This is a genomic window from Polaromonas sp. CG_9.5 (genome assembly GCF_035984465.1).
In the GTDB taxonomy this organism is placed as follows: Bacteria; Pseudomonadota; Gammaproteobacteria; order Burkholderiales; family Burkholderiaceae_C; genus Polaromonas.
In genome coordinates this window covers 82,171-105,481 of record NZ_JAXCHR010000013.1, presented here as the reverse complement: position 1 = coordinate 105,481, position 23,311 = coordinate 82,171, and the positions used below count along the sequence as shown (strand labels likewise).

At 56.4% G+C, this 23,311-nt stretch carries 23 protein-coding genes and 1 tRNA gene; 8 read left to right on the top strand and 16 right to left on the bottom strand.

Going from position 1 to position 23,311, the window contains the following annotated elements:
* Positions 1-161 precede the first annotated feature (161 nt).
* A complete protein-coding gene (locus RCH06_RS11850) occupies positions 162-1,145 on the bottom strand; it encodes a polyprenyl synthetase family protein (RefSeq protein ID WP_327081668.1) in 984 nt (327 codons plus the stop codon).
* 168 nt (positions 1,146-1,313) lie between these two features.
* Between RCH06_RS11850 and rplU the strand changes: the two genes are divergently transcribed.
* The 4 genes from rplU (at position 1,314) to proB (ending at position 4,346) form a co-directional block, all read left to right on the top strand.
* Positions 1,314-1,625, top strand: coding sequence for a 50S ribosomal protein L21 (gene rplU, locus RCH06_RS11845; protein WP_327081667.1), 312 nt, complete (start codon positions 1,314-1,316; stop codon positions 1,623-1,625).
* Positions 1,626-1,652: 27 nt separating this feature from the next.
* Positions 1,653-1,910 (top strand): 50S ribosomal protein L27, encoded by a 258-nt coding sequence (gene rpmA, locus RCH06_RS11840; protein WP_327081666.1) that lies wholly within the window; start codon positions 1,653-1,655, stop codon positions 1,908-1,910.
* A gap of 105 nt (positions 1,911-2,015) precedes the next feature.
* Entirely contained in the window at positions 2,016-3,110 is a 1,095-nt protein-coding gene (cgtA, locus tag RCH06_RS11835; protein ID WP_327081665.1) for an Obg family GTPase CgtA, read from the top strand.
* Positions 3,111-3,209: 99 nt separating this feature from the next.
* Entirely contained in the window at positions 3,210-4,346 is a 1,137-nt protein-coding gene (proB, locus tag RCH06_RS11830; RefSeq protein ID WP_327081664.1) for a glutamate 5-kinase, read from the top strand.
* 49 nt (positions 4,347-4,395) lie between these two features.
* On the opposite strand, the gene RCH06_RS11825 is transcribed toward proB, so the two are convergent.
* Both RCH06_RS11825 and RCH06_RS11820 read right to left on the bottom strand, forming a co-directional pair.
* Positions 4,396-4,908: a CNP1-like family protein gene (locus RCH06_RS11825; protein WP_327081663.1), complete on the bottom strand. Its 513-nt coding sequence runs from the start codon at positions 4,906-4,908 to the stop codon at positions 4,396-4,398.
* A complete protein-coding gene (locus RCH06_RS11820) occupies positions 4,905-5,606 on the bottom strand; it encodes an RNA pyrophosphohydrolase (RefSeq protein WP_327081662.1) in 702 nt (233 codons plus the stop codon). The genes RCH06_RS11825 and RCH06_RS11820 overlap by 4 nt, the downstream gene beginning before the upstream one ends.
* A gap of 103 nt (positions 5,607-5,709) precedes the next feature.
* On the opposite strand from RCH06_RS11820, the gene RCH06_RS11815 reads away from it, so the two are divergent.
* Together RCH06_RS11815 and RCH06_RS11810 are read left to right on the top strand one after the other, a co-directional pair.
* Entirely contained in the window at positions 5,710-7,452 is a 1,743-nt protein-coding gene (locus tag RCH06_RS11815) for a proline--tRNA ligase (RefSeq protein WP_327081661.1), read from the top strand.
* Positions 7,453-7,476: 24 nt separating this feature from the next.
* A complete protein-coding gene (locus tag RCH06_RS11810; protein ID WP_327081660.1) occupies positions 7,477-8,142 on the top strand; it encodes a lytic transglycosylase domain-containing protein in 666 nt (221 codons plus the stop codon).
* 22 nt (positions 8,143-8,164) lie between these two features.
* On the opposite strand, the gene RCH06_RS11805 is transcribed toward RCH06_RS11810, so the two are convergent.
* The 5 genes from RCH06_RS11805 to secA form a co-directional block, all read right to left on the bottom strand.
* On the bottom strand, positions 8,165-9,484 hold the full coding sequence (locus tag RCH06_RS11805) for a hemolysin family protein (protein ID WP_327081659.1): 1,320 nt from the start codon (positions 9,482-9,484) through the stop codon (positions 8,165-8,167).
* 297 nt (positions 9,485-9,781) lie between these two features.
* Positions 9,782-10,252, bottom strand: a complete 471-nt coding sequence (locus tag RCH06_RS11800; protein ID WP_327081658.1) for an NUDIX domain-containing protein — start codon at positions 10,250-10,252, stop codon at positions 9,782-9,784.
* Positions 10,249-11,130: an ATP-binding protein gene (locus RCH06_RS11795; RefSeq protein WP_327081657.1), complete on the bottom strand. Its 882-nt coding sequence runs from the start codon at positions 11,128-11,130 to the stop codon at positions 10,249-10,251. Before RCH06_RS11795 ends, RCH06_RS11800 begins: the two co-directional genes overlap by 4 nt.
* Positions 11,131-11,148: 18 nt before the next feature.
* Entirely contained in the window at positions 11,149-12,390 is a 1,242-nt protein-coding gene (gene argJ, locus RCH06_RS11790; RefSeq protein ID WP_327081656.1) for a bifunctional glutamate N-acetyltransferase/amino-acid acetyltransferase ArgJ, read from the bottom strand.
* A 53-nt stretch (positions 12,391-12,443) separates the two neighbouring features.
* Positions 12,444-15,209: a preprotein translocase subunit SecA gene (gene secA, locus RCH06_RS11785; protein ID WP_327081655.1), complete on the bottom strand. Its 2,766-nt coding sequence runs from the start codon at positions 15,207-15,209 to the stop codon at positions 12,444-12,446.
* A 541-nt stretch (positions 15,210-15,750) separates the two neighbouring features.
* Between secA and RCH06_RS11780 the strand changes: the two genes are divergently transcribed.
* On the top strand, positions 15,751-16,068 hold the full coding sequence (locus RCH06_RS11780) for a hypothetical protein (RefSeq protein ID WP_327081670.1): 318 nt from the start codon (positions 15,751-15,753) through the stop codon (positions 16,066-16,068).
* Between the two features lie 124 nt (positions 16,069-16,192).
* Here the strand turns inward: RCH06_RS11780 and RCH06_RS11775 are convergent.
* From RCH06_RS11775 to petA, 6 genes are all read right to left on the bottom strand, one after another.
* A tRNA-Thr gene (locus tag RCH06_RS11775) sits at positions 16,193-16,268 on the bottom strand.
* 12 nt (positions 16,269-16,280) lie between these two features.
* Positions 16,281-16,847, bottom strand: coding sequence for a ClpXP protease specificity-enhancing factor (locus RCH06_RS11770; RefSeq protein WP_327081669.1), 567 nt, complete (start codon positions 16,845-16,847; stop codon positions 16,281-16,283).
* Between the two features lie 42 nt (positions 16,848-16,889).
* Complete coding sequence (locus RCH06_RS11765; protein ID WP_036806026.1) at positions 16,890-17,501, bottom strand: glutathione S-transferase N-terminal domain-containing protein; 612 nt, start codon at positions 17,499-17,501, stop codon at positions 16,890-16,892.
* A 117-nt stretch (positions 17,502-17,618) separates the two neighbouring features.
* Positions 17,619-18,374: a cytochrome c1 gene (locus RCH06_RS11760; protein WP_327081654.1), complete on the bottom strand. Its 756-nt coding sequence runs from the start codon at positions 18,372-18,374 to the stop codon at positions 17,619-17,621.
* A gap of 16 nt (positions 18,375-18,390) precedes the next feature.
* A complete protein-coding gene (locus RCH06_RS11755) occupies positions 18,391-19,800 on the bottom strand; it encodes a cytochrome b (RefSeq protein WP_327081653.1) in 1,410 nt (469 codons plus the stop codon).
* A 105-nt stretch (positions 19,801-19,905) separates the two neighbouring features.
* Entirely contained in the window at positions 19,906-20,532 is a 627-nt protein-coding gene (petA, locus tag RCH06_RS11750; RefSeq protein ID WP_327081652.1) for a ubiquinol-cytochrome c reductase iron-sulfur subunit, read from the bottom strand.
* A 250-nt stretch (positions 20,533-20,782) separates the two neighbouring features.
* Between petA and mscL the strand changes: the two genes are divergently transcribed.
* Positions 20,783-21,205: a large conductance mechanosensitive channel protein MscL gene (gene mscL, locus RCH06_RS11745; RefSeq protein WP_327081651.1), complete on the top strand. Its 423-nt coding sequence runs from the start codon at positions 20,783-20,785 to the stop codon at positions 21,203-21,205.
* Between the two features lie 110 nt (positions 21,206-21,315).
* On the opposite strand, the gene pdxA is transcribed toward mscL, so the two are convergent.
* Positions 21,316-22,359 (bottom strand): 4-hydroxythreonine-4-phosphate dehydrogenase PdxA, encoded by a 1,044-nt coding sequence (pdxA, locus tag RCH06_RS11740; protein WP_327081650.1) that lies wholly within the window; start codon positions 22,357-22,359, stop codon positions 21,316-21,318.
* 5 nt (positions 22,360-22,364) lie between these two features.
* A complete protein-coding gene (locus RCH06_RS11735) occupies positions 22,365-23,129 on the bottom strand; it encodes a Nif3-like dinuclear metal center hexameric protein (protein ID WP_327081649.1) in 765 nt (254 codons plus the stop codon).
* Positions 23,130-23,311 lie beyond the last annotated feature (182 nt).

The window sequence follows — 23,311 nt, the reverse complement described above, 5'->3', positions numbered from 1 at the left end:
GCGTTCTTGCAGCTGAAGTTGCTGATACTGCTGGAGTTTTTTCATCTTCACACCTTAGTTGAATAAAGGTGTTGCACTTCAGATTTGAGTCCGCCATGCGCAAGCTGTCTTTTTGATGAAAAAATGATCGTTTTTTATTCAGAACGCATGCGCTCTGAAGCTCAAGAGCGCCGCGTCAGCAGTTGGGACGCCAATTGCTTCAAGGCGTCACTGTAAGGATTTTCGGGAAAGGTTTGCAAGGCGTCCAGCGCCCGTTGCGCTTCTGCTGCGGCAGCATCGCGCGTGGCTTGCATGGCGCCCGTTTGTTGCACGATGGCAATGATCTGTGCCATTTCCCCGGTGTGCCCGGTTTCAATGGCCTGCCGGATGGTGGCGCGCTCGGCGTCGGTGCCGCGCTGCATCGCAATGATGAGCGGCAGCGTCACCTTGCCTTCGCGCAGGTCATCGCCCAGGTTCTTGCCCATTTCCAGCACTTCGCCGTCGTAGTCCAGCACATCATCAATGACCTGAAAGGCCGTGCCCAGCGCCTGCCCGTAATCGGCGCAATGCTGCTCGACGGACGGGGAAGATTGCGCCAGCAGGGCCGCCAGCCGGGCGCTGGCTTCAAACAGCTTGGCCGTCTTGGAGCGGATGACGCGCAAATAGCCGTCTTCGGACAACGCTGCATCATGCATGTTCATGAGCTGCAAAACTTCGCCCTCGGCAATCACATTGGTGGCTTCCGCCAGCGTTTGCATGATGCGCATGTCGCCGACTTCCACCATCATCTGAAACGCCCGGGAATACAAAAAATCACCCACCAGCACGCTGGCCGGGTTGCCGAACACTTCATTGGCGGTCGAGCGCCCCCGGCGCAAGGTGGACTCATCGACGACATCGTCATGCAGCAAAGTCGCGGTGTGAATGAATTCCACCACTGCCGCCAGATTGAAGCGCTGGTCACCGCGGTAGTCCAAGGCACCGCACATCAGCAGCACCAGCGCAGGCCGCAGACGCTTGCCGCCCGCAGCAATGATGTATTGCGACACTTGGGCCACCAGCGGAACTTCAGATTGAAGCCGGCGGGCAATGACCGCATCCATGGCGCGCATGTCGTCAGCAATCAGGGACAGGGCAGCAGCGGTGCTTGAAGAGTTGGCAGACAAGAGAAAGTCCAGAGGTTGAGTGTGCGCAGATTATAGGAAGCCCAGCAGTCCCTTCATTACGCCAGAAATCGCGCAAAAACAAGCCGTACTCGACATTTTTTATGCATGATGCTAGAATCTTGGGCTCTGTGGAAATCCGTCCGCAGAACTCAATTTACGAGGGTTTACATGTACGCGGTCATAAAAACCGGTGGCAAACAATACAAAGTTGCTGCTGGAGAAAAAATTAAAGTAGAACAGATTGCTGCGGACGTAGGCCAAGAGATCGTTATTGACCAGGTATTGGCTGTCGGCGAAGGCAGTTCAATCAAGGTTGGTACGCCCTTGGTTTCCGGCGCAACTGTTACTGTCACGGTGCTGTCTCACGGCAGAGGCGACAAGGTTCGCATTTTCAAAATGCGCCGTCGCAAGCACTATCAGAAACGCCAGGGTCACCGGCAGAACTTCACTGAACTGCAAATCGGCGCGATCGTCGGTTAATCAGTTCAGCACCAGGAGTAACTAAAAATGGCACAGAAAAAAGGCGGCGGCTCAACGCGAAACGGGCGTGATTCACAGCCCAAGATGCTTGGCGTCAAGAAATTTGGCGGCGAAGTCATCAACGCAGGCAGCATCATCGTGCGCCAGCGTGGCACCCAGTTCCACCCGGGCGTCAATGTCGGCATCGGCAAAGACCACACCTTGTACGCACTGGTTGACGGTCAAGTCTCCTTTTCGATCAAGGGCTCGATGAACAAGCGCACTGTCAATGTGACCTCGGCGTAAGCTGATCACTTCGATGGCATCGAAGCCCCGACCTGTCGGGGCTTTTTTGTTTGTCGCCCGGCTGCCTGCATTAACCTCACTGATTTACCTGCGTCCCACACCACCATGAAATTTGTTGACGAAGCTTATATTGACATTGCCGCTGGCGATGGCGGGAGCGGTTGCGTCTCGTTCAGCCATGAAAAATACAAAGAGTTCGGCGGCCCGAACGGTGGCGATGGCGGGCGTGGCGGCCATGTGTATGCAGTTGCCGACATCAACCTGAACACGCTGGTCGACTTCCGGTTTTCGCGCCGGCATGAAGCACGCAATGGCGGGCACGGCATGGGCTCCGACATGTTCGGTGCCAAAGGCGACGACATCATCCTGAAAATGCCGGTCGGCACGATCCTGACCGATGGCGAAACCGGCGAAGTTCTTTTTGAAATGCTGGTGCCGGGCGAGCAGGTTTTGATCGCCAAGGGCGGTGATGGCGGCTTTGGCAATTTGCGTTTCAAAAGCTCGACCAACCGCGCACCGCGCAGCAAGACACCCGGCTGGCCAGGTGACCGCAAAAGCTTGAAGCTTGAGCTGAAGGTGCTGGCCGATGTCGGCCTGCTGGGCATGCCCAATGCCGGTAAATCCACGTTTATCTCGGCCGTGTCCAATGCCCGGCCGCGCATTGCCGACTATCCGTTCACCACCTTGCATCCGAACCTGGGCGTAGTACGGGTCGGACCCGAGCAAAGCTTTGTCGTCGCCGACTTGCCCGGTCTGATTGAAGGCGCTTCTGAAGGCGCGGGCTTGGGACATTTGTTTTTACGCCACCTGCAGCGCACCCGCCTGTTGCTGCATATCGTTGACATGGCCCCGTTCGATGAAAATGTCGATCCGGTCGCCCAGGCCAAGGCCATCGTCGGTGAGCTCAAAAAATACGATGAAGCGCTGTATAAAAAACCGCGCTGGCTGGTGCTCAACAAGCTCGACATGGTCGATGCCGACAAGCGTGAGGCGCTCGTCAAGGATTTCGTCAAACGATTCAAGTTCAAAGGCCCGGTCTTTGAAATTTCTGCACTGACGCGCGAAGGCTGCGAGCAACTCGTCAAGACGATTTACCAGCACGTCAAGAAAGTCCAGAAAAGCGAGCAACCCGAAGAAGAAATCGATCCACGCTTTGTGGAACTGCCGCCCGAGCCTAAAAGCCCGGCTTCTTCCGACTGATTGCTGCCCTCTTCCGGCAGCCAAAGCACTCTGGTTGCTCTGTAAATAATAGCTGGCTGCGCCCGCCCACCTTGCGCCAGCGCCTTAAAACACTGAAAAATGCAAGCTCCCTCAGGCTCTCCTGTTCTGCGCAACGCCCGGCGTATTGTGGTCAAGGTCGGGTCTAGTCTTGTGACCAACGAAGGCCGTGGCCTGGATGCCGAGGCCATCGGCCAATGGTCTGAGCAATTGGCGGCCCTGGTCAAGGACGGGCGCGAAGTCATCATGGTGAGCAGCGGCGCGATTGCCGAAGGCATGAAGCGCCTGGGCTGGCACACACGCCCCAAGGCCATCCATGAACTGCAGGCAGCGGCTGCCGTCGGCCAGATGGGCTTGGTGCAGATGTATGAAACCAAGCTGCGAGAAAACGGCATTGGCAGCGCGCAGGTTTTGCTGACGCATGCCGACCTGGCCGACCGCGAGCGCTACCTGAACGCCCGCTCTACCCTGCTGACCTTGCTGCAGTTGGGCATCGTGCCCGTTATCAATGAGAACGATACCGTCGTCAATGACGAGATCAAGTTTGGCGACAACGACACGCTCGGTGCCTTGGTGGCCAACTTGGTTGAAGCCGATGCGCTCATCATCCTGACCGACCAGATGGGTCTGTATACAGCCGATCCGCGCAAAGACCCTGATGCCCGTTTCGTGCATGAAGCCAAAGCCGGTGATACGTCTCTGGAAGCAATGGCGGGCGGCGCGGGGTCCAGCATTGGCCGGGGCGGCATGATCACCAAAATTCTGGCGGCCAAGCGGGCGGCAGGTTCCGGCGCATCGACCGTGATTGCCTGGGGCCGCGAACCGCAGGCGCTGATCCGTTTAACGCAAGGTGAAGCCATTGGCACGCTGCTGGTGGCACAAACCCAGAAAATGCAGGCACGCAAGCAGTGGATGGCCGATCATTTGCAGTTGCGCGGCGCGGTAACTGTAGACCCCGGCGCTGCCAGCATGGTGCAAGGCGGCGGAAAAAGCCTGCTGCCTATCGGCATGACGGCAGTTCAGGGTGATTTTTCACGCGGCGATGTCATTGCCATCAAGGATGCTTCGGGTTTTGAAATTGCGCGGGGACTGGCCAATTATTCCAGCTCCGAAGCCCGGCTGATTTGCCGAAAAATGTCATCGGAATTCGAAAAACTGCTCGGCTATACGGGCGAGGCCGAAATGGTCCACCGCACCAACCTGATCCTTAGCAGATAAGCAGGATCGTGATGCGGCTGCCAGTGCCGCAATCACATGACACGTCCCGTTATTGTGCTGTCCTGAAGTTAGGATTTTTCAATCGGCTGACTAATATATTCACTGACGAAGGCAGCCCCGCATTGTCGCAAGCGCCCGCCTGTGCAAAACGCAAGGCGTGTTTTGAGGGCATATTGCCAAACATGGTGCGCCATTCCGCGTTGTCGACCATGTTCCAGCGCCCTTCGGGCGAATAACGACCGTAGGTCTTGAATTCTCCGGTTTCACACCGTATCCCCTCATACATCACGTTGCGTGCGCCGCTTGCATTGGCAGCCACCATGACGTAGCGAACTACGCCGTCGCTTTGCGAGATGTTGATGGCCTCCGGATCAACACCAAAGACCAGCGAAGAGTTGGACGATACGTCAAACGTCACCAGTTTTTCGATATTGAAAGCCGGCGGTGGCGGCACACTGGACTCTTTCCACTCCGGCTCTTCGGGTACGGATTGCGCCCAGACTGTACTGGAAAAGCAGCATAAAAGTCCGCAAACAAACAGGGATGCCGACTTGAATTTCATGGTTTTTTCACCGGGGTATCTGCACCGAAATTGGTTTGTGGATCGGGCTCAAAAGTGGCGCCGGGCGGCAACTCAAAGGGCACGCCCGGCCTTAAGGAATAAGACAAGGGCCCTGAAACGTAGGGGTTTGATTCGGCGGTCTGGCTGGCCAGCAGATCGCGCTGGTGCAAGCCACCGCGCAAATAGCGGTTGCGTTGTTCAGGACGTCCGTCAAACCTGAAATCGCAGCGCGGCACGAAGCGCGACAACTCGGTCAGCGCCATTTCATAAACGCCCCGCTTGAATTCGACCACCACATCAAGCGGCACCCAGTAATCGTTCCAGCGCCACGCATCAAACTCGGGATGGTTTGTGGCGCGCAGGTTCAGATCCCAGTCGTGACCGACCAGCTGGAGTAGAAACCAGATTTGCTTCTGGCCTTTGTAATGTCCACGCGCATCGCGGCGGATAAACCGGTCAGGCACCTCATAGCGCAACCAGTCTCGGGTACGGGCCAGCACCTGAACGTGCTGCGGGTGCAAACCGACCTCTTCATGCAACTCGCGGAACATGGCTTGTTCAGGGTTTTCGCCCCGATCAATGCCGCCCTGCGGAAATTGCCATGAGTGGGTACGGATGCGTTTGCCCCAAAATACCTGACTTCGCTGGTTGAGCAAGATGATGCCGACATTGGGCCGAAAACCGTCCCTGTCAAGCATAATCAAACCTCAAATTTTTTAAACTGAGTCCATTATGCACAGCGAAGGCGGCCCCGCCAAGCGCACGGTCGGACGACAGTCTCCAAACCCAGAAAAATAGCCCATGAAAGCCTCTCAGTTCTTCATTTCCACCCTCAAGGAAGCCCCTGCCGACGCAGAAATCGTCAGCCACCAGTTGATGATGCGTGCCGGCCTGATTAAAAAACTGGGCGCCGGCATTTACAACTACATGCCCATGGGCCTGCGTGTGATCCGCAAGGTCGAAGCGATTGTTCGCGAGGAAATGAACCGCGCAGGTGCCATTGAAATGAGCATGCCGGTCATTCAACCGGCCGAACTCTGGCAGGAAACTGGTCGCTTTGAATCGATGGGCCCCGAGTTGCTGCGCATCAAAGACCGTCATGGCCGCGATTTTGTGGTGCAGCCGACCAGCGAGGAAGTCGTCACCGACGTGATGCGTCAGGACATTCGCAGCTACAAGCAGCTGCCTAAAAACCTCTACCAGATCCAGACCAAATTCCGTGACGAGCGCCGTCCACGTTTTGGCTTGATGCGCGGGCGCGAATTTATCATGAAAGACGCCTACAGTTTTGACCGCGACTCCACCGCCGCCAAAGTCAGCTACCAGAACATGGCACAGGCCTATCGCCGAATTTTTGATCGCTTTGGGCTGACTTACCGTGCTGTCGCGGCTGACAGCGGCGCGATTGGCGGCGACCTGAGCGAAGAGTTTCAGGTGATTGCCGCCACGGGCGAAGACGCCATCGTGTACTGCCCGACCAGCGACTACGCGGCCAACATGGAAAAAGCCGAAGCGCTGGCACCGGCAGGCCCACGCCCCGCCGCAACGCAAGCGCTGACCAAAACCGCCACACCCGGCAAAGCCACGTGCGCCGATGTGGCCGAGTTGCTGGGCATCCCGCTGGCAACCAGCGTCAAGTCACTGGTTCTGGCCACCGACCAGCTCAATGAAGCAGGCGAAGCCATCAAGACCCAGGTCTGGCTGCTGCTGCTGCGTGGCGACCACAGCATGAACGAAGTGAAGGTGGGCAAGGTCGCTGGCCTGGCCGGCTTCAGGTTCGCCAGCCTGGCCGAGATTGACGAACACTTTGGCTGCGAACCGGGTTATCTGGGGCCGCTGAACCTGAAAAAGCCGGTCAAGCTGGTGGTAGACCGCGAAGTCGCCGTGCTGGCCGACTGGGTCTGCGGTGCCAATGAAGCCGATTTTCATATGACGGGCGTCAATTGGGGCCGCGACCTGCCTGAACCCGACCTGATTGCCGACATTCGCAATGTGGTTGCCGGCGATCCCTCGCCTGACGGCAAAGGCGTGCTGGCCATTGAGCGCGGCATCGAAGTCGGCCATGTGTTCTACCTCGGCACCAAATACAGCCAGGCCATGAACGCCACCTTTCTGGGTGAAAACGGCAAACCGCAATTCCTGGAAATGGGCTGCTACGGCATCGGTATCACCCGCTTGCCTGCCGCAGCCATCGAGCAGAACCACGACGAGCGCGGCATCATCTGGCCCGACGCCATTGCGCCGTTCACCGTGGTTATTTGCCCGATCACGCCAGAGCGTTTTCCGGACGTCAAGGCGGCGGCAGAAAAGCTTTACCGCGAATTGTTGGATGCCGGCGTGGATGTCATTCTGGACGACCGGGGCGAGCGGCCAGGTGCCATGTTTGCCGACTGGGAACTGATCGGCGTTCCGCACCGTGTCACCATCGGAGATCGGGGCTTGAAAGAAGGCCATATCGAATACCAGCACCGCCGCGACACCGCCAGCAGCAAGCTGGAAGCAGCAGGCGCATTCGATTTCCTCAAGGCCAAACTCGCGTTGTAAAGCCAGCGCACTATTTTTTTATCCATGACTCTGCCGGTATCCCCTACTTCGATTTCAGCGCAAATTTCAAGAAGAAAGTGCCTCATACGCCTATCCAGCGGGGGTATGTTGCTATTATTTTCAGAGTATGCCAGCGCTGGCGGGCAGCTTGAAGAGCCGCTGATGGACTCGGTGCGCACGGCGCTGGGTTCAGCCATTGCCAACCACGCGCCGCCCGTGCCCGAGTTCAAGGACTCTGAAAGCAAAATAGCGTATTTGCGCTGGATGGGCGCGATGAGTGAGCGGCTCAAAAAGAAGATGCCGGAGCTGCAAATCCGCCAGGAATTTTTGCAGACGGTCTGGTACGAAAGCAAGCGTGCTGGCCTGGACGTGACGCTCGTCATGGGCCTGATTCAGGTTGAAAGCAATTTCCGCAAGTTCGCCGTCAGCAGCGTCGGCGCGCGCGGTTACATGCAGGTCATGCCGTTCTGGACGCGCGTGATTGGCGATGGCGACCCCGGCAAGCTGTTTCATATGCAGACCAATCTGCGCTTTGGCTGCGTGATCCTTCGCCATTACCTCGACCGGGAACGCGGCGACAATTTTCTGGGCCTGGGACGCTACAACGGCAGTCGCGGCCGGGCACCCTATCCGGAAGCCGTGTTTGCAGCGCAACGCAGCTGGTTGCCCGGTGATCGCGCCTTAGGCTGAATACAAGGTATTTTGCTGAACTTTAAACAGTGGCAACAGGCGCAGTCGTAATGCCTTCCGTCAGGCGCGACACCATCACCTGGTCGATGCGGTAGCTGTCAACGTCCAGCACTTCAAACTTGAAGCCTCCCCAAGTCACGCTGTCCGTGCGGCGCGGGACGCGGCGCAGCATCACCATCAGGAAACCGGCCAGGGTTTCATATTCCTCATCGTGCGGCAAGTGATCCAACCCCAGCGTTCGCAGCACGTCCTCAATCGGTGTGACACCATCAATCAGCCACGAGTTTTCGTCGCGCCGCACGATCAGCTCTTCATCGAACGGTGAAACCAGGTCGCCCATCACCGTACTCATCACGTCATTGAGCGTCACCACACCCACCACCATGCTGTATTCGTTGACGATGACGGCAAAGTCTTCGTGTGCCTGGCGAAACTGCTCAAGCACTTCCGACAGCGTCAGCCGATCGGGCACCACCAGCACCTTGCGCACCAGACTGTCGTCAGCCAGTGAAATCGGCTGGCTGTTAAGGACACGCTGAAAGAGATCCTTGGCATCGACATAGCCGACTACATGGTCGATGTTGCCCTCACACACCGGGTAAGTTGAAAACGGCTCGGCGGCAATGCGCAGCCGGATTACAGAGTCCAAGTCATCGCGCAAGAAAAAAGCAATACGGTCGCGCGGCGACATGGCGCTGCCCACCGTGCGCGTGTCGAGCTCAAACACATTGGTGATGACCTGCTGCTCGCGCGCTGCCAGAACGCCGGCCACAGCGCCGGCCTCCATCATGGCAAGGATGTCGTCGGACGTGATGCGGTCATCCCGCAGCGAAGACAGGCCGAACAGCCGAAACAGGGCATCTGCCCAGCGGCTGTAAAACCAGACCAGCGGACGCATCAGCATCATGCAGACCGCCATCGGCGACGAAACCCGAATGGCCAGCAGTTCAGGCGTCGCCATGCCCAGACGTTTAGGAAACAGGTCAGAGAACAGAATGAACAGCGACGTGACGATCAGGAATGAGCTCAAAAAACCTAAGGTCTGCGCCGTGGATGCGTCCAGCCAAAGCGCAAAAAGAGTGCTGAAATGCGGGCTCAGTGCGCCTTCCCCGACGATGCCGCCCAAAATGGCGACAGCGTTCTGGCCGATTTGCACCACCGTGAAATAGTCGCCCGGTTGCTCCTGAACCCGCAGCACCCGCTCGGCATGCAGATTGCCGTCATCGGCCATTTGGCGCAAACGCAGGCGGCGTGAGGCCGCCAGTGAAATTTCAGAGACAGAAAAAAATGCGCTGGCTGCAATCAGCAGGCCAATCACAAAAAGACTTTGGTACAGGGACATGGAATCAACTTTTGCCTGCCGCAAAAGGCGGCCTATGAAACCATGAGTTTAGAGGGCAACCCGTTTGACTGGCAACCACAGGACGCAAGAAACCAAGTATTTTTTGCTATTGTATTAATAGCTGCTAGCGCTTATGCAGCATGCACAACAGGCCTTTTTTATGTTTAATAGACCGTTTACTGATCAAAACGCGCGCGCGCCAGCTGACAAGCCTTTGATGTAGTAGGTTTATTCCGCCACAAACGCCCACAAAGCGAATACTGGCAACAAAAATTTTCAGGAGCTGCGGGTGCCCAGCTATGCGCTGCCAGCCGCCAACGCTTCACGTTCCTGCGCAAACCACTGCAGTACCGGAACCGCGCCCGGCAACACCGGCTCGACTTGAATCGGCAAGGACTGCCAGGCGAACGACTGGCTTTCGCGCATCTGCAACTCGCCCGCCCATTCATACACTTTGCAAAAGTGGAGCCGAACCAGCGCGTGCGGGTAATCGACCATCTCGACTTTCCAAGGATGCACAGCAGCAAGGGTGATGCCAATTTCTTCCTGCAGCTCACGGCGCAAGGCCTGCTCGACGCTCTCCCCCTGCTCCAGCTTGCCGCCCGGAAATTCCCAGTAGCCTTCATAGACCTTGCCTGCAGGGCGAGAGGTGAGCAAAAACTGACCGTCGGGCCGGATCAACACCCCCACGGCCACTTCAACGACCTTGCGCCCGACACCGCCTTCACGGGGCTGGGCCGCATCGGCAACCAGCAACTTCTGCGTCACCGCGCAAGGCCTGTGTGCTGCCCGGCGAAGTCGCGTGCAAATTGGTAGGCGACGCGGCCACTGCGTGAGCCACGTTCCAGCGCCCATACCAGAGAAGCCGGGCGCGCTGCGGCGATGGTTTCGGCGTCCACCCCAAACGAAGACAGCCACTGCGCCACGATAGTCAGGTACTCGTCCTGGCTGAACGGATAAAAACTGACCCACAAGCCAAAGCGCTCGGACAGGGAGATTTTTTCTTCCACGACTTCGCCGGGATGCACTTCGCCGTCTTCGCTGTGCGTGTAGGTCAGGTTCTCCGTCATGTATTCAGGCAACAGATGCCGGCGATTACTGGTGGCATAAATCAGCACATTCGGCGTTGCGGCGGCGATGGAGCCATCCAAAATGGACTTGAGCGCCTTGTAGCCGGGCTCGCCTTCTTCAAAACTCAAGTCATCACAGAAAACAATGAATTTCTCGGGCAGGCCGGACACCACATCAACGATGTCAGGCAAGTCAGTCAGGTCGGCCTTGTCAACCTCAATCAGCCGCAAGCCCCGCTCCGAATATTCATTCAGGCAAGCTTTGATCAATGAAGATTTACCTGTGCCGCGCGAGCCGGTCAGCAAGACATTGTTGGCGGGTTTGCCACTGACAAACTGCTCGGTATTGCGCCGGATTTTATCTTTCTGGTCTTCAATTTCTTTCAGGTCGATCAGTCGCATGGTGCCCAGATGGCGAACCGGCTCCAGCGCACCGTGGCCGCTGCTGCGTTTGCGGTAACGGTAAGCGACTGAGGCGGTCCAGTCAGGGGCCGACAAAGGTTGTGGCAGCACCGACTCGATGCGCGTCATCAGCGACTCGACCCGTGCCATCAGGCGTTCAAACTGTTCGTTCATGGGGTAAGGCCTGGCGAATTAACTGCGGTAATCGGCGTTGATCTTGACGTAGTCATAAGACAGGTCGCACGTCCAGACGGTGTCGGTTGCTTCGCCCCGACCCAACACCACCCGTACGGTAATTTCGCTTTGTTTCATCACGCGCTGGCCGTCGGTTTCGACATAGTCGGCATGACGACCCCCATTTTTGGCCACCAGCACGTCGTCCAGGTACAGATCGATTTGGTTGGGGTCCAGGTCGGTAATGCCGGCATAACCCACAGCGGCCAAAATGCGGCCCAGATTGGGGTCGCTAGCAAAAAATGCCGTTTTAACCAGCGGGGAATGGGCGATGGCATAAGCCACCAGCCGGCACTCTTCGCCAGTTTTTCCGCCTTCGAGCTGAATCGTCATGAACTTGGTGGCGCCTTCACCATCGCGAACAATCGCTTGAGCCAATTTTTGCGCAATGTCCATCATGGCTGCACACAAGGCCTGACCTTCAGGGCTTTCCAGCGACGTGACAGGCGCATGCGCGGCCTGGTTACTGGCAACGACCACGAAGGAATCATTGGTCGAGGTATCGCCGTCAATCGTGATGCGGTTGAAAGAGGCGTCGGCCAGTTCTTTGGCCAGTTGCGCCATCAAGTCCGGGGCCACGCAGGCATCGGTTGCCATAAAGCCCAGCATGGTCGCCATGTTGGGGCGAATCATGCCTGCACCCTTGCTGATACCAGTGATGGTGATGGGTGTACCGCCCAACATCAGGCGAGTGGAAAATGCCTTGGGCACCGTGTCCGTCGTCATGATGGCTTCAGCTGCGTTGCCCCAGTTGCCGGCCTTGGCATCAGCCAGCGCGGCCGGAAGCCCTGCCGCAATACGGTCATGCGGCAAAGGCTCCATGATGACGCCGGTTGAAAACGGCAGTATCTGCTCTGGCGAGATATTGAGTAATCGGGCCAGTTCAATACAGGTGGACTGCGCGCGAATCAAGCCATCGTGACCGGTGCCGGCATTGGCGTTGCCGGTGTTGATCAGCATGGCCCTGATGCCGTGATTCTGGCCTGAATTTTTCGCCAGATGCTCACGACAGATCTGCACCGGGGCGGCACAAAACCTGTTTTTCGTAAAGACAGCACCGACCGATGCGCCCTCATCCAAAAGCAACACGGCAAGGTCTTTTCGATCGGCCTTGCGGATGCCCGCTTTTGCAATACCCCAGCGAACGCCGGGCACAGGGTAAAGATCCGCAGCAGGCGTGGCCACCAGATTGACAGGCATGTAGGTTGACTCCAGAAAAACAGGGTTGATTACGTCAGCAGGCGATGCAGGGATCAGCTCAATTTACCGTGGCAAAGCTTGTACTTTTTACCCGATCCACACGGGCATGGATCATTGCGACCCACGCGTGGCATGGCATTTTCAGCCACTGCGGGCAGCTTGCGCTGCGTTGCTTCATCGAAAGTCGTTTCCACCTCGCCCGTTTCAGTAGGCGCGGTGTAAGTCACGTTGGCGATGTTCTCAGCCCGGCTCTCAAGGGCTTCGGCCGCTTCGCCAAGCTGCTCGGGTGACTGGACCTGAACGGTCATCAGCACCTTGGTGACTTCGTTTTTGACACTGTCAAGAAGCTGGCCGAACAACTCAAACGCTTCACGCTTGTATTCCTGCTTGGGCTGCTTCTGGGCATAGCCGCGCAGGTGGATGCCCTGGCGCAAGTAGTCCAGCGCGCTCAAATGCTCACGCCAGTGGCTGTCAATGCTTTGCAGCAGCACAACGCGTTCAAACTGGGTGAAATTTTCTTTGCCGATTCTCTCCAGCTTGTCGGCAAAGGCGGCCTCGGCGGCGGCCTGAACTTTGTCCAGCACTTCTTCATCGGTGATCGCCGTGGCAGCGTTGATTTCCTGACGCAAGTCCAGTTCGATGTGCCAGTCCTCACGCAGCGTTTTTTCCAGCCCGGCCACATCCCATTGCTCCTCGACACTTTCGACGGGTACGTACTGGCGCACCAGGTCGGTAAAGCATCCTTCGCGCAGGGAAGCGATTTGCGGCTGCAGGTCGCTGGCGTCCATGATGTCGTTGCGCTGCTGGTAAATCACCTTGCGCTGGTCATTGGACACGTCATCGTATTCAAGCAGCTGCTTGCGAATGTCGAAGTTGCGCGCCTCGACCTTGCGCTGCGCCGATTCGATGCTGCGCGTGACGATGCCGGCTTCGATGGCTTCGCCGTCGGGCATTTTCAGCCGCTCCATGATGGACTTGACACGGTCGCCGGCAAAAATGCGCATCAGCGGGTCATCCAGCCCAAGGTAAAAGCGCGAGGAACCCGGGTCACCCTGGCGACCCGAGCGGCCACGCAGCTGGTTGTCGATACGACGCGACTCATGCCGTTCGGTTGCAATGATGCGCAAACCGCCCAATGCGGTGACTTGTTCGTGCTCTTGCTTCCACTGGACGCGCAAGCGGGCAATTTCAGCTTCTTTGGCGGCAGCATCCAGCGACTCGTCCGCTTCAATCGGTTCGATCATTTTTTCTAGATTGCCGCCCAGCACGATGTCGGTTCCGCGACCCGCCATGTTGGTGGCAATCGTGATCATCTTCGGACGCCCCGCCTGCGCGACGATGTCGGCCTCGCGAGCGTGCTGCTTGGCGTTGAGCACCTGATGCGGCAAGTTTGCTTTGACAAGCAGGTCATCAATGATTTCGGAATTTTCGATGGAGCTTGTTCCCACCAGCACCGGCTGGCCACGCTCATAACACTCGCGAATATCCTTGATGGCTGCTTCGTATTTCTCACGCGTGGTTTTGTACACGCGGTCCAGCTGGTCTTCGCGTTTGCTCACGCGATTGGGCGGAATAACGATGGTTTCGAGTCCGTAGATTTCCTGGAACTCGTAGGCTTCCGTGTCGGCGGTGCCCGTCATGCCCGACAGCGTGTTGTAGAGCCGGAAATAATTCTGGAAAGTAATCGACGCCAACGTCTGGTTTTCGGCCTGAATTTCAACGCCCTCTTTGGCTTCCACAGCCTGGTGCAAACCATCACTCCAACGGCGGCCCGACATCAGGCGGCCGGTGAACTCGTCCACGATGACGACTTCGCCCTCTTGCACCACATAGTGCTGGTCACGGTGATAGAGCAGGTTACCGCGCAGTGCTGCGTACAGATGGTGCATCAACGAAATGTTGGCAGGATCGTAAAGCGTGGCACCTTCAGGAATCAGGCCCAGTTCAAACAGGATGCGTTCGGCGTTTTCGTGGCCCTGCTCAGTCAAAAACACCTGGTGTGTTTTTTCATCAATGGTGTAGTCGCCGGGTTTGGTTACGCCCTCACCGGTCCGCGGGTCGGCTTCACCTTCCTGACGCGTCAGCAAGGGAACCACCTTGTTGATGGCAAGGTACATCTCGGTGTGGTCTTCGGCCTGCCCGCTGATGATGAGCGGTGTGCGCGCTTCGTCGATCAGGATGGAGTCGACCTCGTCGATGATGGCGTAGTTCAGTTTGCGCTGCACACGGTCAGACGCCTCGTACACCATGTTGTCACGCAGGTAGTCAAACCCGTACTCGTTGTTGGTGCCGTAAGTGATGTCGGCGTTGTAGGCAGCCTGCTTTTCTTCCCGAGACATGTTGGGCAAATTAATGCCAACGCTTAAGCCCAGAAAGTTGTACAGCTTGCCCATCCAGCGCGCATCGCGACTAGCCAGGTAATCATTGACCGTCACTACATGCACGCCCTTGCAAGTCAGCGCATTGAGGTAAACCGGCAGCGTTGCGGTCAGGGTTTTTCCTTCACCCGTCCGCATTTCCGAAATCTTTCCGTTGTGCAAGGACATGCCGCCCATCATCTGTACGTCAAAGTGACGCATTTTCATGATGCGTTTGCTGCCTTCGCGAACCACGGCAAATGCCTCTGGCAGCAAGTCATCCAGCGATTCGCCAGCAGTTACACGGTCTTTGAACTCCTGGGTCTTGGCGCGCAACTGATCTTCGTCGAGCTTTTCATACTCAGGCTCCAATGCGTTGATGCGTTCAATCGTTTTGCGGTAAGTCTTGAGCAGCCGGTCGTTGCGACTGCCGAAAATTTTGGTCAGGATGTTGGAAGCCATAAATGCGAAGCCGCGAATGGCCGCTCCCATGAGCTGGCATTGCAGGCAAAATCCCTTATTGAGTACGGAACTTAGTTGTGGGCGCTAACAGTTAGTTCAACCGTGCGCAAACCGCCAATTTTAGCGCGGTCAAAAGAGCTTCAAATTATTCAGCAGCAACGGCGCAATAAATGCATCGAATCAGCTATCAAGCTTTACACGGCCCAGTCGGAAATATTCGGCATCACCCACTTCACGCCGGAAAGACTTGTATTTTTAACCACAGCACCAGGGTGTTTCAGGGTCACACTCTTGATTTTTGAACACCTATTTCAAGTTATCAAAAGACGAATTTCTTTGCTACAGTTTGCGGCACTATGGCCACGGCGCTTTAATTGAATTTGCTTGTGATCCGGTTTTTTATGGGTATCGCTACAGTCACCCGTCTCTCTTGAGTGACCACCAAAACGGACAGTTTCTACGATTTGCTAACTTGGCCGCACATACGTCAAAACCACGTCGCCAATCCGGCAAAGCGACGCAATTGCCCACTGGATTTACCTTGAATCACCATAGACGTCTTCCATCCACCGTGTCATTGCATCAGGCCGTCGGGGATTCACCCTCTCTGGCAAGGCTGACGCAACTGGTCCGTGAATCCAACCAGCGCCTCCAGGCGATTCAAGCGCTGATTCCAAGCGGCTTGCGACCCGCAGTCAAGGCGGGGCCGATTGATGGAGAAAATTGGTGTTTGCTGGTTAGCGGCAATGCAGCTGCGGCAAAAGTCCGGCAACTTATTCCACTGATGCAGGCGAGCCTGCTTCGCCAAGGATGGAAAGTGACAACCATCCGGCTGAAGATACTTTTCGCAAAAAGATAGTACCTTAATGCGGATGTAATGTTTCATTCACACTGTTTTTCATAGTGCTTTGCAAGACAAGGTTTGAATCCCTTGCTCATCAGGCGAAAAATGTGTGTTTTGAGAATTTCGAACGAAATTCTGATGGTGCCGCTTGTCGGAATCGAACTGACGACCTACCGCTTACAAGGCGGTTGCTCTACCAACTGAGCTAAAGCGGCACAAGTCGTATTCTACTTCACTCGTTTAAGAGTGGGGCGGGGCCTTGTTGGAGGCTTCGGCGGCTCCGTTGAAGTTGATTTTTTCCGTGTCTTTGAAGCACTGGAGTCGGTCGCCGGCGTCTTCTCAACCAATTGCATGATGTTGCTTTCGGGCGCATCCATTGCCACCTGTGTTGATGGCAATTCTTCTGCGACAGGAACGTCGTCAGGCGAAATTGCTTGCGCATCATTGGCTTCGCCGGTGCTGCCTCCAAAAGGTGCTTCTAGCGGAAAAGCCATGCCTTGCCCATTTTCTCGGGCATAGATGGCGATCACATGACTAATAGGCACCAGAATTTCTCGAGCACTGCCGCCAAAACGTGCCTTGAATTCAATGAACTCGTTACCGAGTGTCAGCGAACTGGTCGCATCGAACCCGATATTGAGGACAATCTCGTTGTTTTTCACGTACTCACGAGGCACCTGTACCGTGTTGTCGACTGACACGGCCACATAGGGCGTGAACCCGTTGTCTGTACACCATTCGTACAAGGCGCGGATCAGGTAAGGGCGGGTTGATGTGGCGTTAGGCGCGTTCATGAATTCAGCCAAAGTGCATATTCCGTTAATTCAGTGCAGCAATTATTTGCGCATGACCTTTTCCGAAGGTGTCAGCGCTTCGATATAAGCAGGCCGCGAGAAAATGCGTTCTGCATACTTGAGCAGGGGAGCAGCATTCTTCGACAGGTCAATGCCGTAGTAGTCCAGACGCCAGAGCAATGGGGCAATCGCCACGTCAAGCATCGAGAAATTGTCACCCAACATGAACTTATTCTTCAGAAAAATCGGTGCGAGTTGCGTCAGGCGGTCACGGATATGGGCGCGTGATTTCTCAAGCGCTTTCTCGTTGCCTTTGGACGCGCGGGACTCCAGTGCGCTGACGTGAACAAACAACTCTTTTTCAAAGTTAAGCAGGAACAGACGAACCCGTGCACGGTCAACCGGGTCACCGGGCATGAGTTGCGGATGCGGAAAACGCTCGTCAATGTATTCGTTGATGATGTTTGACTCGTACAAAATCAGGTCGCGTTCAACCAGAATCGGCACTTGCCCGTAGGGGTTCATCACATTGATGTCTTCGGGCTTGTTGTACAAATCCACATCGCGGATTTCGAAATCCATACCTTTCTCAAACAAAACAAAACGACAGCGGTGCGAGAACGGGCAGGTTGTACCTGAATAAAGGACCATCATGATTCGGAACTCCTAAAACAAAAGAGTGGAAGGCTAAGATTCAAACCTTAGAACCGTCCACTCCGAAGGTGCCGATGCGCACCAGGGCGCACCCAAGGCACATCGATCGGCGAAAATTTACTTGACGTCTTTCCAAAACGCCGCATTCAGGCGCCAGGATACAAAAGTCAGTCCAAGCAGGAAAATCAGTACCCACACACCAATACGAACGCGCGTATTCTGAATCGGTTCAGCCATCCATTGCAGATAACCAACGAGATCGCCCACAGCTTCGTCGTATTTCAAGGGTGTCATGGTTCCCGGCGTAACCTGTTCCCAGCCTTTAAAAACTTCAACCTTGTGACCGCCCTCTTCATGCTCGGCATAGACAGGTTTACGTTCGCCTTGCAATTCCCACAGCGCGTGCGGCATGGCTACATTGGGAAACGCCAAGTTATTCCAACCTGTGGCCTTTGTTTCGTCGCGGTAATAGGTGCGCAGGTAGGTATAGAGGTAATCTGCACCAGTGCCACCGGCGCCAGCACGTGAACGTGCAATGACAGTCAGGTCTGGCGGCGTGCCACCAAACCAGTCTTTGGCTTGCTTCGGATCAATCGCAGCCTTCATGGTTTCACCGACTTTTTCAGTCGTGAAAAGCAGGTTGTCCTTGATCTGCTGGTCGGTCAAGCCGATGTCTTTCAGACGGTTGAAGCGCATGAAAGCAGCCGAGTGACAGTTCAGGCAATAGTTGACAAACAGCTTGGCGCCATTTTGCAATGCAGCCACATCATTCGTCTTGTTGGGCGCCTTGTCCCAGGCGAGACCGCCTGTGTTGGCCTGTGCGCCTGCCACCAGGCCGACCACAGTAATCAGGGCGAGGATGATTTTTTTCATGGTTGTAGTTTCCTGCTCAATGGGCGGCAAAAGTAACGCGATCGGGAACGCGCTTGAAGGTACCCAGCCGGCTCCACCATGGCATCAGCAAGAAGAAACCGAAGTAGAACAGGGTTCCGACTTGCGACACACGCTCGCCAATCGCTGACGGCGGCTGAACGCCCAAATAGCCAAGAATCAGGAAGTTGATCACAAAAACGCCGTACAGGTACTTGTTCCAGCTCGGACGGTAGCGAATCGATCTGACTTCACTGTTGTCCAGCCAAGGCAAGAAGAACAGGATGACGACCGCGCCGCCCATGACGACGACGCCCCAGAACTTGGCATCGATCAGCAGCATCGCACCCACCAGCACCACAGCCGCACCGACGATGATGAGCTTGAAGAGACCGGCAATTTTGGCTTTCAACACACCGAGTACGGCACCGGCCAGCACGCAGGCGATCAACGCGTACATCATCTCGCTGGTAATGGCGCGCAGCATGGAGTAGTAAGGCGTGAAATACCAGACTGGCGCAATGTGCAACGGCGTTTTCAGCGGATCGGCAGGAATGAAGTTGTTGTATTCCAGGAAGTAACCGCCGAACTCGGGCGCAAAGAAAATGATGGCGCTGAAAATCATCAGGAAAATGCTGACGCCAAAAATATCATGCACCGTGTAGTACGGATGGAAAGGAATCGTGTCGAGCGAATGGCCGGCGGCATCGCGCGGGATGTTTGGCCCCTTGGCTTCAACGCCATCAGGATTATTGGAGCCAACTTCGTGCAGAGCAATGATGTGCGCAACGACCAAGCCCAGCAGCACCAGGGGTACGGCAATGACGTGGAAAGCAAAGAAACGGTTCAGGGTGGCATCGCCGACTACATAGTCACCACGAATCAGCAGCGCCAAATCAGGGCCGATGAAGGGAATGGCAGCAAACAGGTTCACGATGACCTGGGCACCCCAATAGCTCATCTGGCCCCAAGGCAGCAAGTAACCCATGAAGGCTTCGGCCATCAGGGCCAGGAAAATCGCGCAGCCAAACACCCAGATCAACTCACGCGGCTTGCGGTAGCTGCCATAGATCAGGCCGCGAAACATGTGCATGTAGACCACGACGAAAAAGGCTGAAGCGCCGGTGGAATGCATGTAGCGAATCAGCCAGCCCCAAGGCACGTCGCGCATGATGTACTCGACCGAGCCAAAAGCGAGTGACGCTTCGGGCTTGTAATTCATGGTCAGGAAAATACCGGTAACGATCTGGATGACCAGCACCAGCAAGGCCAGCGAGCCGAAGATGTACCAGAAGTTAAAGTTCTTGGGCGCGTAATACTCGCTCATGTGCTCTTTGAAGAGCTTGCTGGCGGGAAAGCGGTTGTCAACCCAGTTCAGCGCTTTTTCAGCGAGAGGGGCATCGGGAGATATTTCTTTGAATTCAGCCATAACTGATCCTGGTTCGGTGGGTTACTTTGGCTGTGCGCGGATACGGTGCGAAACGGCAGGGTATCGAAGCATGCAGCAAGGTCTTGTGGAGGAGTAAACGCGCTCTCAGGCCTTTTTATCTTCACCAATCAGCAATTTCGCGTCCGACAGGTACATGTGTGGAGGCACTTCGAGGTTGTCAGGCGAAGGCTTGTTTTTATACACGCGGCCCGCCAGGTCAAACGTCGATCCGTGGCAAGGGCACAGGAAGCCGCCATGCCAGTCATCGGGAAGCGATGGCTGCGCGCCGGTCTGAAACTTGTCGGAAGGCGAGCAGCCGAGATGCGGGCAAATACCGACCACCACCAAGGTATCGGGTTTGATGGAACGCGTTTCGTTGCGCGCGTATTCAGGCGTCCACTCGGGCAGTTTGCGTTCAGACTTGGGGTCTGCCAACAAACTGTCAACCTCAGGCAGAGTCGCCAGTTGCTCGGGGGTGCGCTTGACGATCCAGACCGGTTTGCCGCGCCATTCGACGGTCATTTTTTCGCCGGGTTTCAGGGCTGAAATATCGACTTCGACGGCAGCGCCACTGGCTTTGGCTTTTTCAGACGGCTGGAAGGTGCTGACGAAAGGTACGGCCACGGCAGCAACGCCTGCACCGCCCACGGCGCAGGTGGCGACGATCCAGTTTCTTTTATTTTTATCGACAGGCGCGCCGTGCGGCACACCGATTACGCTTGCTTGAGTCATGAGTATCCTTCAAGAACTGGCTTGAAATAGGCATAGTGGGTGTCAGCCCGCAATTGTAGCGGAGCGAGAAGTATTATTTCAAGCGCTGCACACCCTATTCCGTCTGCAAGAACGCCCCCCCTTCCCTGTCCTGGATTGCGCCCGCTTTGTTACCAGCGGGCATCAAAGCGCCTTGCGATTTAATGCCTGCATCGCATAATTGGTTGACCGAAAGCAGCGGCTCAATCATCAATCGAAAAAGGAGAAAAATATGACAATGGTGAAGGAATTCAAGGAATTTGCACTCAAGGGCAATGTCATCGACCTGGCCGTGGGTGTCATCATTGGAGCCGCCTTCAGCAAAATCGTTGACTCGGTGGTGGGCGACCTGATCATGCCGGTGATCGGCGCAGTCATCGGAAAAATTGATTTTTCCAATCTCTTTCTGGTGCTCGGCAGTGTGCCGCCGGGCGTTCCGGCCACACTTGACGCCCTGAAAAAAGCCGGGGTTCCGGTATTGGCTTATGGCAGCTTCATCACGGTCGCGGTCAACTTTGCGATTTTGGCGTTCATCATTTTCCTGATGGTCAAGCAGATCAACCGGCTCAAACGCCGTGAAATCGTCGCACCTACCGCGCCCCCTGCAGAAGACATCATGCTGCTACGTGAAATCCGTGACAGCCTGAAAAGGTAAACCTGCACCGCCCTGCCAAAAACATCAAGCCAGCCCACTCAAGCACTATTAATTCAATAGCTGCTTGCGCCCGTCCTCATTGCGCAATGAGCCATTTTCATCACTATTTTCTAGGCCGCCAGCCGGCGCGCCATGCGGATGGCCGCCAGCAAGCTGGAAGCGTCGGCGCGGCCGGTGCCGGCAATGTCAAAAGCCGTCCCGTGGTCTGGACTGGTGCGTACCAATGGCAGGCCGAGCGTGACATTCACGCCCTGCTCCACGCCCAGGTACTTGACCGGAATCAAGCCTTGATCGTGGTACATCGCTACCACCACGTCAAACTCGCCCGGCTTGGTCGGCGTGTTACGCGCCCGCATGAACACCGTGTCCGGCGCAAAAGGGCCGTGCACATCCAGCCCCTCTTGGCGCGCCACAACCACGGCCGGAACAATAATGGCCTGCTCTTCAGCGCCAAACAAACCGCCCTCGCCGGCGTGCGGATTCAGCCCTGCGACGCCGATACGCGGTGGCCGGCCAAGGCTAGCGCTGACTGCGGCATGTGTGATGCGCAAGGTTTGCAACACATTGTCAAATGTGACCGCCTCAATCGCCTGTCGAAGTGACATGTGGATGCTCACCAGCACGGTTTTCAACTCGTCGTTGGCCAGCATCATGCGCACTGGCACTTCGCTGACCGGTCTCCCCAGAAATCCGGCAGCCTCGGCTTGCAGCATTTCGGTATGCCCCGGAAAATGGGCCACCCAGCCCCCTGCGGCTGCCAGCGCTTCCTTGTGAATCGGTGCCGTCACCATCGCTTTGGCCTCGCCGGCCAGAACGGCGCGGGCGGCCCAGACGATGCAGTCAGCCGCCGCCTGGCCTGCCAAACCATTGATCTGCCCATAAGCAACAAGCGCCGGCAGCTCACATTTTTGCAGCACGCCGATGCAGCGCGGCGGCACGCAAGACGCTTCAGCCAGCAAATCAATTTGCGCCACGGGCAGTGCCAGAGTTCCAGTCTGGCTTGCGATCAGCGCAGTGGCGCGGCGCAAGGTGACCACGTCCCCGACGACGATGCAACCGGCCAGATCGACGGGCGACTCAGTAAACGCCTTGGCGATGATTTCGGGACCAATGCCGGCGGCATCGCCCATGGTGATCAACAGGGGTTTGTTCATGGTGGTCAAGCAGGGTTGTCAATATCAATGAACTGGTGCGTCAGTCCGAATTGCGCGGCAATCTGCGCCGCCACGGCGGGCGCGCCGTAACGCTCGGACGCATGGTGGCCGCAGGCGATGAACGCCACGCCCATCTCGCGCGCATAGTGGGCTTGCGGCTCGGAAATCTCGCCGGTAATGAAGGCGTCAGCACCGGCGGCAATGGCGGCTTCAAAGTAGCTTTGCGCCCCGCCACTGCACCACGCTATGCTTTTAATAGCTCCTTGCGCACGACCCACCTGCACTACAGGCCTTTTTAGTCTATTTTTAATGTGTTCAGCCAGTTCCAGGGCGCTGGAAAAACTGCTGCCATCGATTCGCCCGCCCAGAAAGCCCAAATCCTGCTCGCCAAAGCAGCTACTGACCTTCAAGCCCAGTTGCCGCCCGAGTTGCGCGTTGTTGCCCAATTCAGGATGCGCATCGAGCGGCAAATGGTAGGCGAACAGGTTGATGTCGTGGGCCAGCAGCAGCGCCAGGCGTTGCTTCATCCAGCCTGTGACACAGCCGTCCTGGCCGCGCCAGAACAGGCCGTGATGGACAAAAATGGCATCGGCTTGTGCATCGATGGCTGCTTCAATCAGCGCGCGGCTGGCCGTGACGCCAGAGACGATATGGCGAATCTGCGTTTTTCCCTCAACCTGCAGGCCGTTGGGCCCGTAGTCCTTGAAGCGCGCGGGCTGCAGCAGCGCATCAAACGCGTGCAGCAAATCCTGTCGGGTGGTGGTGCTCATACGGCAATTGTGTCAGCAGGCAGGCACCGGGCTTCATCTTTCGTGCCTCACAGCGCAGGCCAGTTAAGGCGCAACCAGAAATTCGCGCAGGCTGCGCGCATAAAGCACAATACGCATTCAGCGTTTGCTCACGCGCAGCGCCGCACCTGTTTGCCTCTATTCCACGCCTGCCAACCTGATTT

Excerpts from the sequence above, each read along its gene's own strand:
- rplU (WP_327081667.1), top strand. The coding sequence starts at position 1,314 with ATGTACGCGGTCATAAAAACCGGTGGCAAACAATACAAAGTTGCTGCT.
- rpmA (WP_327081666.1), top strand. The coding sequence starts at position 1,653 with ATGGCACAGAAAAAAGGCGGCGGCTCAACGCGAAACGGGCGTGATTCA.
- cgtA (WP_327081665.1), top strand. The coding sequence starts at position 2,016 with ATGAAATTTGTTGACGAAGCTTATATTGACATTGCCGCTGGCGATGGC.
- proB (WP_327081664.1), top strand. The coding sequence starts at position 3,210 with ATGCAAGCTCCCTCAGGCTCTCCTGTTCTGCGCAACGCCCGGCGTATT.
- RCH06_RS11825 (WP_327081663.1), bottom strand. The coding sequence starts at position 4,908 with ATGAAATTCAAGTCGGCATCCCTGTTTGTTTGCGGACTTTTATGCTGC.
- RCH06_RS11820 (WP_327081662.1), bottom strand. The coding sequence starts at position 5,606 with ATGCTTGACAGGGACGGTTTTCGGCCCAATGTCGGCATCATCTTGCTC.
- RCH06_RS11815 (WP_327081661.1), top strand. The coding sequence starts at position 5,710 with ATGAAAGCCTCTCAGTTCTTCATTTCCACCCTCAAGGAAGCCCCTGCC.
- RCH06_RS11810 (WP_327081660.1), top strand. The coding sequence starts at position 7,477 with ATGACTCTGCCGGTATCCCCTACTTCGATTTCAGCGCAAATTTCAAGA.
- RCH06_RS11805 (WP_327081659.1), bottom strand. The coding sequence starts at position 9,484 with ATGTCCCTGTACCAAAGTCTTTTTGTGATTGGCCTGCTGATTGCAGCC.
- RCH06_RS11795 (WP_327081657.1), bottom strand. The coding sequence starts at position 11,130 with ATGAACGAACAGTTTGAACGCCTGATGGCACGGGTCGAGTCGCTGATG.
- argJ (WP_327081656.1), bottom strand. The coding sequence starts at position 12,390 with ATGCCTGTCAATCTGGTGGCCACGCCTGCTGCGGATCTTTACCCTGTG.
- secA (WP_327081655.1), bottom strand. The coding sequence starts at position 15,209 with ATGGCTTCCAACATCCTGACCAAAATTTTCGGCAGTCGCAACGACCGG.
- RCH06_RS11770 (WP_327081669.1), bottom strand. The coding sequence starts at position 16,847 with ATGAACGCGCCTAACGCCACATCAACCCGCCCTTACCTGATCCGCGCC.
- RCH06_RS11765 (WP_036806026.1), bottom strand. The coding sequence starts at position 17,501 with ATGATGGTCCTTTATTCAGGTACAACCTGCCCGTTCTCGCACCGCTGT.
- RCH06_RS11760 (WP_327081654.1), bottom strand. The coding sequence starts at position 18,374 with ATGAAAAAAATCATCCTCGCCCTGATTACTGTGGTCGGCCTGGTGGCA.
- RCH06_RS11755 (WP_327081653.1), bottom strand. The coding sequence starts at position 19,800 with ATGGCTGAATTCAAAGAAATATCTCCCGATGCCCCTCTCGCTGAAAAA.
- petA (WP_327081652.1), bottom strand. The coding sequence starts at position 20,532 with ATGACTCAAGCAAGCGTAATCGGTGTGCCGCACGGCGCGCCTGTCGAT.
- mscL (WP_327081651.1), top strand. The coding sequence starts at position 20,783 with ATGACAATGGTGAAGGAATTCAAGGAATTTGCACTCAAGGGCAATGTC.
- pdxA (WP_327081650.1), bottom strand. The coding sequence starts at position 22,359 with ATGAACAAACCCCTGTTGATCACCATGGGCGATGCCGCCGGCATTGGT.
- RCH06_RS11735 (WP_327081649.1), bottom strand. The coding sequence starts at position 23,129 with ATGAGCACCACCACCCGACAGGATTTGCTGCACGCGTTTGATGCGCTG.